Genomic DNA, 6,965 nt, shown 5'->3' on the forward strand with positions numbered 1-6,965 from the left:
GACGCGTTCGATGAACTTAGGTAAGCCTAACTTCATTTGCCGATCGGTGCCAGCACTCCTCGCCGGTCAATTCCGCGTCCGCCGCCCGGCGGCGGCGTCGCGGCACTGTCCGTTCCCGGTCCGCCCGCCGCTGTGTGACCGCCTCCATTGCGCGGGCGCCGCCCGAGCGGCGACTCTCTCCTCGCACGTTTTTCCGAAGAACCGTTATCCGGTGCTCCCGCGGAGATCCCCGAAGTGAGGGACAGCATCGTTCGGAGTCGAGGACAGGGAAGCAGCAATGAGCGAACGGCACACGGTGGACGCGACGGAGCTGGTGAAGGCTGCCCGGGAGGGCGACCAGACGGCTCAGGACGCGCTCGTCGGCGCCTACCTCCCACTGGTCTACAACATCGTGGGCCGGGCGCTGAACGGTTCGGTGGACGTGGACGACGTCGTGCAGGACACCATGCTGCGCGCCCTCGACTCGCTGAGCACGCTGAGGTCGCCCGAGAGCTTCCGCTCCTGGCTGGTGGCCATCGCGATGAACCAGGTCCGCGCCCACTTCAACCGCCTCCAGCCCGCGCAGGGCGGCATGGAGGAAGCCGACGAGGTGGCCGATCCGGGCGCCGACTTCGTGGACCTGACCATCGTGCAGCTGCAGTTGTCCGGCCAGCGCCAGGAGACCGCGCGCGCCACGCGCTGGCTGGAGCCCGAGGACCGCGGCCTGCTGTCCCTGTGGTGGCTGGAGTGCGCCGGCGAGCTGACCCGCGCCGAGATCGCCGACGCCCTGACGCTGACACCGCAGCACACGGCCGTGCGCGTGCAGCGGATGAAGGCGCAGTTGGAGGCGGCGCGAGTGGTGGTGCGGGCACTGGACGCCCAGCCGCCGTGCGCGGAACTGCGGGGCGCCCTCGCGGGCTTCGACGGCCGGCCCTCGGCGTTGTGGCGCAAGCGCATCGCCCGCCACGCACGCGGCTGCGCCCGGTGCGCGGGCCTGTGGAGCGGCCTGCTGCCCGCGGAGGGACTGCTGGCCGGGCTGGCCCTGGTCGGGGTGTCGTCCGCGCTCCTGGCGAAGACGCCGGGCGTGGCCGACACCGTCGGCCTGGCCGCCTCGGCCGCCCCGCCGTCCACGGACGGGGACCCCACCGTGATCGCGGGGACCGGGCGCCGCGGCCTCGGCGACCGCACCGTCTCCCGCACCGCGGCCCGCCGCCGGCGGCGCACGCGGCGGCGGGCGGTCGGCGGTGCGGTGGTGGCCGCGTGCGTGGCGGGCGGCGGGATCTACTACTTCGGGACGCAGCCGGACACGGGGTCCGGACGGAGCACCGCGGTGCAGCCCGTGGACGACGCCCTCGTCTCCGACCGGCCCTCACCGGACGCCGACCGCGCGAGTTCCTCGCCCTCGCCGTCCCCGACGGCCTCTGCCCCGTCCTCGCCGTCGGCGTCGAAGTCGCCGGCCGCGAGCGCCTCGCCGAGGGCGCGCGCCTCCCGCGAAGCCCCGGCGAAGACGCCGGTGAAGCCGGCCGCCGGCGCGCAGCGGTCCGGCTCGAAGACGCCGTTCACGCAGTCGGGTCCGTCCGACCGCGAGAGTCAGGTGATCGCCCTGGTCAACAAGGAACGGGCGGCCGCGGGCTGCGGCCCCCTCACGGGAGACGCGCTGCTGCACAAGTCCGCCCAGGGCCACTCGGACGACATGGCCGCGCGCGACTTCTTCGACCACACCAACCCCGACGGCGCCGACCCCGGCAGTCGCATCACCGCCGCCGGCTACCGCTGGTCCACGTACGGCGAGAACATAGCCAAGGGGCAGCAGACGGCCCAGTCGGTGATGACGTCCTGGATGAACAGCCCCGGGCACCGCGCCAACATCCTCAACTGCGACTTCAAGAACATCGGCGTCGGCATCCACGACGGCGCCGGCGGCCCGTGGTGGACGCAGAACTTCGGCACCAAGCTGTGACGGGTGACGGGGTGCGGCGTGACCGGGCGCCCGGCGGACCGTGTGCGCGGCCTCACCGGAAGGTGACGTCGGACTCCTCGAAGAGACAGTTCACCCCGTCGGGTCCGGCTTCGAGCTTCGCCGGCCCGTCGGCCGTCACCCCCGCGAACCTCTGGCAGGGCACGATGTCCCGGCCCGGGTCGCCGACCACGGTGACACCGCTCAGCCGGGCCGTGTCACCGAAGTCGGCGTTGACGCCGACCAGTTCGCCGCCGGGGGCGATGGCCGTGACGTCCTCCAGCACCACGTCCCGACGGAACTGCTCGGCGCAGTCGCCGCAGGAGCGCACCAGCTCCCCGAAGCCGGCCACGGTGAAGTCGCGCACGGCCAGCGTGCCGGCCCCGTCGAACCGGAACACCCTGCCCGCCGCACCGGCCGCGCCGCCGCCCCTGACCGTGTACACGGCGTCCGGGGACGTGCCGAGGAAGGCGGCCGCGTCCTCGCCGACGTCCTCCCAGTACACGTTCTCCAAGGTGCAACTGCCCAGGCAGTGGACGCCGTCGGCGGCCGGAGCGCCCAGGATGACGTTCTTGAGGACGGCGCCGTCCGCCAGCTCGAACAGCGGTTCACGGCTCTGCCGCCGACCGTCCCCGCCCAGGGCGCCGGCTCCGGTGAACCGGGTCCGCGCGCCGTCCAGGACGCCGGTGATCCGCCGCGTCGAGGTCAGCCGCACCTCGCCTGCGGCCCGCGGTACGGCGATGACGTGGGCGCCGGCCGGTTCGGCCCTCGCCCCCGGTTCGCCGCTCGCGAGGGCGGCCTGCGCCGCCAGCGTGACCGCGAGGACGCCGGCTGCGGCGGCGGCGATCAGCGGGGTCCGGTTCTGACGCCTGCGGTGACCGGAGTGGGGAGAATGAGCGTTCACTGAGCACCGCGCCTTTCCACGAACCGTCGAGAAGCCATACGCGCACGGCCTCGGACGTGTTCACCGCCCTTTCCCTCGCAGGCGCCCCCTCGCATGACGCCGTACGACGCCGTCCGCCGCCCCCGCGGGCCGCGCGAACGCGCGTCCCGACGCCCGCCCCGTACGCTGTGGCGAATGTCGTCCTCCCGCCTCCGGCGCGTCGCCGTGCTCGTGCTCGACGGAGCGAAGCCCCTCGACGTCGGCATCCCCGCGCAGGTCTTCACCACCCGCGCGAGCATGCCGTACGAGGTCCGCGTCTGCGGTGCGGCGCCCGGCCCGGTGAGCGGCGGCGACGGACTCTCGTACTACGTCGCCCACGGCCTGGAGGCCCTCGACTGGGCCGACGTCGTCTTCATCCCCGGCTACCGCTTCCCGGACCGCGACGACCCGCCGCAGGCCGTCGTCGACGCGCTGGTCGCCGCCCACGCCCGGGGCGCGCGGCTCGCCGCCATCTCGACCGGCGCGTTCGCGCTCGCCGCCACCGGCCTGCTCGACGGCCGTCGCGCCACGACGCACTGGCACTACGCCCGGGCCCTCGCCGCGAGGCATCCGCGCGTCAGGGTCGACGAGAACGTCCTCTTCGTCGACGAGGGCAGCGTGCTCACCTCGGCCGGCGCCGCCTCCGGCATCGACCTCTGTCTGCACGTCCTGCGCCGCGACCTCGGGGTGGCGGCCTCCAACCACGCGGCCCGGCGGCTGGTCGCGGCCCCCTACCGCAGCGGCGGCCAGGCGCAGTACGTGCCCCGCAGCGTGCCGGAGCCGCTGGGCGAGCGGTTCGCGGCCACCCGCGAGTGGGCGCTGCACCGGCTCGACGAGCCCCTGACCCTCGATGCGATGGCCCGCCACGCGGCGGTCTCCGAGCGCACGTTCTCGCGGCGCTTCGTCGAGGACACCGGGTACACCCCGATGCAGTGGATCATGCGGGCCCGGATCGACGCGGCCCGTGAGCTGCTCGAACGCTCCGAGCGCGGGGTCGAGCAGATCGCGAACGACGTCGGGCTCGGCACCGGTGCGAACCTGCGGACGCACTTCCAGCAGATCCTGGGCACGACGCCGAGCGAGTACCGGCGCACCTTCACCCGGGGCGAATAGCCGTACTCCCGGGCGAGCGGCGCCGAGTCGAGTCGAGCTGAGTCACGCCGAGCCGCGCTGAGTCGCGCCGAGTCGAGCCGAGCCGTCCGCGCGGCTGGCGGGATCCTTTCGAACCGTGGCGCTCACGCCGTGGCCGCCGCCGTCCGCCCCGCGCGAGGCTGAGGGGGAAACGAAGGGACACCACTCATGACTCGCATCGCCGTCAACGGATTCGGCCGCATCGGACGCAACGTGCTGCGCGCGCTCCTCGAACGCGACAGCGACCTCGAGATCGTCGCCGTCAACGACCTCACCGAGCCCACCGCCCTAGCGCGGCTGCTGGCCTTCGACTCCACGTCCGGCCGGCTCGGCCGTCCGGTCACCGTCGAGGACGGTGCCCTCGTCGTCGACGGCCGCCGCATCGCGGTGCTCGCCGAGCGCGAGCCGGCGCAGCTGCCGTGGGCCGAACTCGACGTCGACATCGTGCTGGAGGCGACCGGCCGCTTCACCTCCGCCAAGGCCGCCCGCGCCCATCTCGACGCGGGCGCGCGCAAGGTGCTCGTCAGCGCGCCCTCCGACGGCGCCGACGTCACCCTCGCCTACGGCGTCAACACCGACGCCTACGACCCCGAGCTGCACACGATCGTCTCGAACGCGTCCTGCACCACCAACGCGCTCGCCCCGCTGGCCGCCGTCCTCGACGACCTCGCCGGGATCGAGCACGGCTTCATGACGACCGTGCACGCCTACACGCAGGAGCAGAACCTCCAGGACGGACCGCACCGCGACCCGCGCCGCGCCCGTGCCGCCGGCGTCAACATCGTCCCGACCACGACGGGCGCCGCCAAGGCGATCGGGCTCGTGCTGCCGAACCTCGACGGCAAGCTGTCCGGCGACTCGATCAGGGTGCCGGTTCCGGTGGGGTCGATCGTCGAGCTGAACACGACCGTCGCCCGCGACGTGACGCGCGACGAGGTGCTGGCGGCCTACCGCGCCGCGGCCGAGGGTCCGCTCGCCGGCGTCCTCGAGTACTCGCAGGACGCGCTGGTGTCGTCCGACATCACCGGCAACCCGGCGTCGTCGATCTTCGACTCTGCTCTGACGCGCGTCGAAGGCCGCCACGTCAAGGTGGTCGCCTGGTACGACAACGAGTGGGGGTTCTCCAACCGCGTGATCGACACCCTCGAACTCCTCGCCGCCCGCTGACCTCCGACGGGCGAACGCCGGTCCGGACCGGTCAGCCGCCCTGGAGGGTCTGGTTTGGGCTGCGCAGATAGGTCTCGCGGTAGAGCGCGGCGAAGCGGCCCGGGTGGTGGAAGCCCCAGCGGGCCGCGATCGCGGTGACCGTCGCCCCCTCCTGCGGGGCGGCGGCCAGCAGGTCCCGGTGGGCGTGGGACAGCCGGACGCCGCGCACGTACTCCAGCGGGGTGCTGTCGAGGTGACGCCGGAAGGCGTACTGGAGCGCGCGGACCGTGACATGCGCCGCCTCGGCGATGTCGGCGACGGTGATCGGCTGGTCGGCGTGGTCGTCGATGTACGCCAGTGCGCGGCGCAGGGTGTCCGGATGCGCGTCGCGCCGGTCGGCGGCCGTGGGGTCGGTCAGCGCCGTGTTGGGGAACGCGGCGAGCACGCTCGCGGCCAGGTGCTGGGAGGCCGTCGACGCGATCAGCGGCTGCTCGGCGAGCGCCGGGTCGGCCAGGATGTGGTCGCGCAGGTAGGAGATCGTGTCCCGCAGGCGTCTGCCCGCCTCGGGTGAGTGCGGCCGGTGCCCGGTCAGTCGCACGGGCCCGGTGGTCGCGGCGCCCGCCACATGGTCGAGCAGATCGGGGTCCAGCATCGTGATGTTGTAGCGGGCGCGGCAGATGCGGCCCGCGTAGGACTGCGTCGGCGGCGCGAAGGAGACCACGTCGCCCGGGCCGAAGGAGTCCTCCACGCCCGGGTAGACGTGGTCGCGGATCGTGCCCTCGTGCACGACGCACAGACAGATCCGGCCGAGCGGTGTGACGGCGTAGCTCATCTCGAAGTCGAGGTCGAGTTCGTCGACGGTCACCGGACCGAGGTCGCCGCGGCTGATCCGCGCCCTGCTGGTCTGCGGGGTGCTGCTGCCGATGCGCATGGCGGCGTAGGCGCGGCTGAGGAAGTCCTCCGTCAGCTCCAGGTCGTCACTGTCGAAAGTGAGCGTGTTCATGCGCTCCGATCCCCTCGCCGCCGAGCGATCTGCCCTGCCCACACTACGTCTGCCCCGAGCAGGCTTCTGGATGCCTGTGGGGGACGCGTGGAGGGTGTGTTCTTTTCGTCGTGCGGACTGCCGTCGTCGACGTCGTTCGTTTACGGGATCGTGCGGGAGGGGTCCGGGCGCTCACGCTGGTGACGACGTCGCGCTCGCGGACGTCCCACGACGCAGGCGTTCGTCTGCGTACAGGCGTCTGACGGGGGCTGAGGAGGAAGAGCGACCTCGCATGTCGGAGAACGACGAACTCGTCCGGAGAGTGGCCGCACTCGAGCAGGAAGTGGAGCAGCTTCGCCATGCCGTGACCTCGCACGCCGTCATCGACCAGGCGATCGGTGTGATCGCGGCGGTGTGCCGGCTTCCGTCGCAGGAGAGCTGGGACGTCCTGAAGGAGGTCTCCCAGCACACCAACGTCAAGTTGCGCGAGGTCGCCCGACTGGTGCTGCGCTGGGTGGAGAGCGGCCGCATGCCCGACGAGATCCGCCCCGCGATGCGCGCCGCCGTGGGCCGCGCCCGGGAGCGGGTCAGGGTCGGCGGCGGCCCGGGTGAGGCGGCCGGGGAACCCGCGGCCGAGCAGCCCTCCGTCGGCCGGGGGTGAGCCCTCGCCCCTGCGGAGCCTGGCCGTCTCTGACATCCTCGGCCATGTCCGCCAGGACCGGGCCGGGAGGCGTCCGGGTCGTCCGAGGCGGTCCGGGGCGAGCTGCGGAGGCGACGGGACAGTGGGCGAAGAAGGAACGGTCGTGGCGGCCGGCGGCGCGCTGGTGGTGCGGCGCCGGCCGGCACCC

The 6,965-nt window shown here is 73.3% G+C and carries 6 protein-coding genes; 4 read left to right on the forward strand and 2 right to left on the reverse strand.

What is annotated here, in order from left to right; genetic code table 11:
• Positions 1–277 precede the first annotated feature (277 nt).
• Positions 278–1,939: a sigma-70 family RNA polymerase sigma factor gene (locus ABT300_RS24490; protein WP_351679402.1), complete on the forward strand. Its 1,662-nt coding sequence runs from the start codon at positions 278–280 to the stop codon at positions 1,937–1,939.
• Between the two features lie 52 nt (positions 1,940–1,991).
• Here the strand turns inward: ABT300_RS24490 and ABT300_RS24495 are convergent, their stop codons facing one another.
• On the reverse strand, positions 1,992–2,840 hold the full coding sequence (locus tag ABT300_RS24495; RefSeq protein WP_351679405.1) for a pectate lyase: 849 nt from the start codon (positions 2,838–2,840) through the stop codon (positions 1,992–1,994).
• 174 nt (positions 2,841–3,014) lie between these two features.
• Here ABT300_RS24495 and ABT300_RS24500 point away from each other — a divergent pair, with 174 nt between their 5' ends.
• Positions 3,015–3,971 carry a GlxA family transcriptional regulator gene (locus ABT300_RS24500; RefSeq protein WP_351679407.1) on the forward strand — a complete coding sequence of 319 codons (957 nt, stop codon included), beginning with the start codon at positions 3,015–3,017 and terminating at the stop codon, positions 3,969–3,971.
• Between the two features lie 186 nt (positions 3,972–4,157).
• Positions 4,158–5,156: a type I glyceraldehyde-3-phosphate dehydrogenase gene (gene gap / locus ABT300_RS24505; protein ID WP_351679410.1), complete on the forward strand. Its 999-nt coding sequence runs from the start codon at positions 4,158–4,160 to the stop codon at positions 5,154–5,156.
• A 31-nt stretch (positions 5,157–5,187) separates the two neighbouring features.
• Here the strand turns inward: gap and ABT300_RS24510 are convergent, their stop codons facing one another.
• Positions 5,188–6,138: a helix-turn-helix transcriptional regulator gene (locus ABT300_RS24510; RefSeq protein ID WP_351679413.1), complete on the reverse strand. Its 951-nt coding sequence runs from the start codon at positions 6,136–6,138 to the stop codon at positions 5,188–5,190.
• A 271-nt stretch (positions 6,139–6,409) separates the two neighbouring features.
• On the opposite strand from ABT300_RS24510, the gene ABT300_RS24515 reads away from it, so the two are divergent.
• The gene (locus ABT300_RS24515) at positions 6,410–6,778 is read left to right on the forward strand and encodes an ANTAR domain-containing protein (protein ID WP_351679416.1); all 369 of its coding nucleotides are present in this window, start codon (positions 6,410–6,412) and stop codon (positions 6,776–6,778) included.
• Positions 6,779–6,965: the final 187 nt, after the last annotated feature.

Source organism: Streptomyces sp. NPDC001027, assembly GCF_040299045.1.
Taxonomy (GTDB): Bacteria; Actinomycetota; Actinomycetes; order Streptomycetales; family Streptomycetaceae; genus Streptomyces.